A 2,577-nucleotide genomic window follows, 5' to 3' on the forward strand; every position below is an offset into this window, starting at 1 on the left:
AAGTTCCTCACGCTCAACAAGGAAATGCAGATCGAGGCCTTCCGCAAGCTCGACGCCTTCCCCTCGCTGATCGCGGCGCAGAACGACCCCTTCCTGGATGAGCCCATCGCCTACCTGGGCGGCCAGAAGGCCCGCCAGCAGTGGAAGGTGGCGGCCGACAAGATCCAGGCGATCGCCGTCGACAAGTACGACCCGGTCGCCAAGGAGGTGGTCAACGCCGAGCTCGAGAAGGTGCTGGAGCAGAACAAGGACGTCAAGACCGCCTTGGCCGATGCCCAGACCGCGCTGAAGAAACGCGTGCGCCGCTGAAGCAAGCAGCAACCCAATTCCGTTCGGGCTGAGCCTGTCGAAGCCAGCGTGCTGCGCGGTGCGGCACTTCGACAAGCTCAGTGCGAACGGAGTGAATGACCCCACCGCTCGCTCATCACGCCATCATGCAGGCCATGTCTGAACCCCTGACCCCGCAAGCGCCCTCAAGCGCCGTGGCACACCCGCCGCGGCGCAAGAAGCGCTTCGCGTTCCGCGACATTGCGCCCTACGTGTTCATCAGCCCGTTCTTCGTGCTGTTCTGCGTGTTCGGCCTGTTCCCGTTGCTGTTCTCGATGTACCTCTCGTTCCACCGCTGGGAGCCGGCGGCCGGCCTCGCGGCCATGAACTGGGTGGGCCTGGAGAACTACTGGTACGTGATCGTCGACGACGACTGGTTCCACAAGTCGCTCTACAACACGGTGTGGATGTCGATCGTCTCGGGTGTGCCGCAGCATGCGGTGGCGCTGCCGCTCGCGTTCTTCTTGCACCGCGCGTTCGGCCGCTGGCGCAATGCGGTGGTCGGTATCTACTTCCTGCCCTTCATCACCTCCAGCGTGGCGATCTCGCTGGTGTTCTCGACCCTTTTCTCGCGCGACTACGGCGTCATCAACGCGAGCATCGCGCAGCTGTCGCAGTTGCCGGTGTTCAGCTGGTTCCTGCCGGCGCAAAACATCGACTGGGGCCAGCCGCAGTACACCAAGTGGATGGTCTCCTTCGTGGTGTTCTGGCGCTACGTCGGCTGGAACGTGGTGCTCTACCTCTCGGCCATCCAGACCATCCCGAAAGACTTGTTCGAAGCCGCCACCATGGACGGCGCCAAGCCGGTGCAGCAGTTCCGCCACGTCGTGCTGCCCTTGTTGCGGCCGATGATCTTCTTTGCCGTCACGCTCACCATCATCGGCAACCTGCAGCTGTTCGAGGAGCCCTTCATCCTGACCAGCGGCACCGGTGGCATCGACCAGGCCGGCAAGACGGCGGCCATGCACATGTATGCCACCGCCTTCGTCGACGGTGACTTCGGTACCGCGTCGAGCATCGCCTGGTTGTTGTTCATGCTGATCGCCGGCGTGACCTGGCTCAACAACCGCGTGCTCGGCACGCGCGAGGAGCGCGCGTCATGAGCAGCGCCCTGAAGGTCGGCCCGGGCCAGCTGAGCGCCTATGCCATCGTGCTGGCCGGGGCGGTGCTGATGCTTGCGCCGTTCTATTTCATGTTCGTGTTCGCCACCCACTCCGACCGCGAGATCCTCTCGCTGCCGCCGCCGGTGTGGTTCGGCTCGGCCTTCGTCGACAACGTCAAGCTGCTGCTCGAGCGCCTGCCCTACTTCTGGCACAACCTCGGCTGGAGCCTGTACGTGGCGCTCGCCATCACGGCGGCCAACCTGCTGCTGTGTTCGCTCGCGGGTTATGCGTTTGCGATGTTCGAGTTCAAGTACAAAAAGCAGTTGTTCGTCTTCGTGATGGGCACCATGCTGCTGCCGAGCTTCGTGGGCATGATCCCTACCGCGCTCACCATGAGCTGGCTCGGCTGGATGAACGAACCCAAGGCACTCATCGTGCCGGGCGCCTGCGGCGCATTGGGCATTTTCATGATGCGCCAGTACATCACCTCCGCCATCCCGCGCGACCTGATCGACGCCGCGCGCATCGACGGCTGCGGCGAGCTCGGCATCTACTTTCGCATCGTGCTGCCGCTCATCGGGCCGGCGCTCGGCACGCTCGGGCTCGTCACCTTCATCGGCTCTTGGAACAACTTCATGGGCCCGCTGATCGTGATGCGCGACATGGAGATGTACACCGTGCCGCTTGCGCTGCGCGCTTTGCAAGGCACCGGGCAAACGCCCTGGGGCGCCATCTGCGCCGGCTCGTCGATCGCGGTGGTGCCGCTGCTCGTGATTTTCACGCTGGCCTCGCGCCGGCTCATCGAAGGGCTGACCGCTGGTGCGGTCAAGGCCTGAACCTTTTCACACCTTCTTCCCGTGACTTACCTCAGCTGCATCCCCATCTCCGTTCGGGCTGAGCCTGTCGAAGCCAGCGCTGTGCACGGCGCACCCTTCGACGGGCTCAGGGCGAACGGAGGGCGGTTGGGGCACGGTACTCATCAAGTTGATTTTTATATTCAAGGACCCGACGCGTGACCCAGCAGAAATTTCCCCCCGGCTTTGTGTGGGGCGTCGCCACCAGTGCCTACCAGATCGAAGGTGCGGCCCACGAAGATGGCCGTGGCAAGTCGATCTGGGACACCTTCTCCCACACCCCGGGCAACACC

At 63.7% G+C, this 2,577-nt stretch carries 3 protein-coding genes and 1 pseudogene; all 4 read left to right on the top strand.

From position 1 onward, the window contains the following. Positions 1 to 309, top strand: a pseudogene (locus RMO40_RS13285) (sugar ABC transporter substrate-binding protein); the annotation flags it as partial. 134 nt (positions 310 to 443) lie between these two features. Next, positions 444 to 1,430, top strand: a complete 987-nt coding sequence (locus RMO40_RS13290) for an ABC transporter permease subunit (RefSeq protein WP_309721892.1) — start codon at positions 444 to 446, stop codon at positions 1,428 to 1,430. Further along, positions 1,427 to 2,266: an ABC transporter permease subunit gene (locus RMO40_RS13295; RefSeq protein WP_309721895.1), complete on the top strand. Its 840-nt coding sequence runs from the start codon at positions 1,427 to 1,429 to the stop codon at positions 2,264 to 2,266. Before RMO40_RS13290 ends, RMO40_RS13295 begins: the two co-directional genes overlap by 4 nt. Positions 2,267 to 2,442: 176 nt before the next feature. Next, on the top strand, positions 2,443 to 2,577 hold a 135-nt coding region (locus RMO40_RS13300; protein WP_309721898.1), incomplete at its 3' end, for a family 1 glycosylhydrolase.

Source organism: Rhizobacter sp., from assembly GCF_031412075.1.
In the GTDB taxonomy this organism is placed as follows: domain Bacteria; phylum Pseudomonadota; class Gammaproteobacteria; order Burkholderiales; family Burkholderiaceae_C; genus Rhizobacter.

What these genes read in the sequence shown, in the direction of transcription:
- RMO40_RS13290 (WP_309721892.1), top strand. Translation starts at nt 444, where the DNA reads ATGTCTGAACCCCTGACCCCGCAAGCGCCCTCAAGCGCCGTGGCACAC.
- RMO40_RS13295 (WP_309721895.1), top strand. Translation starts at nt 1,427, where the DNA reads ATGAGCAGCGCCCTGAAGGTCGGCCCGGGCCAGCTGAGCGCCTATGCC.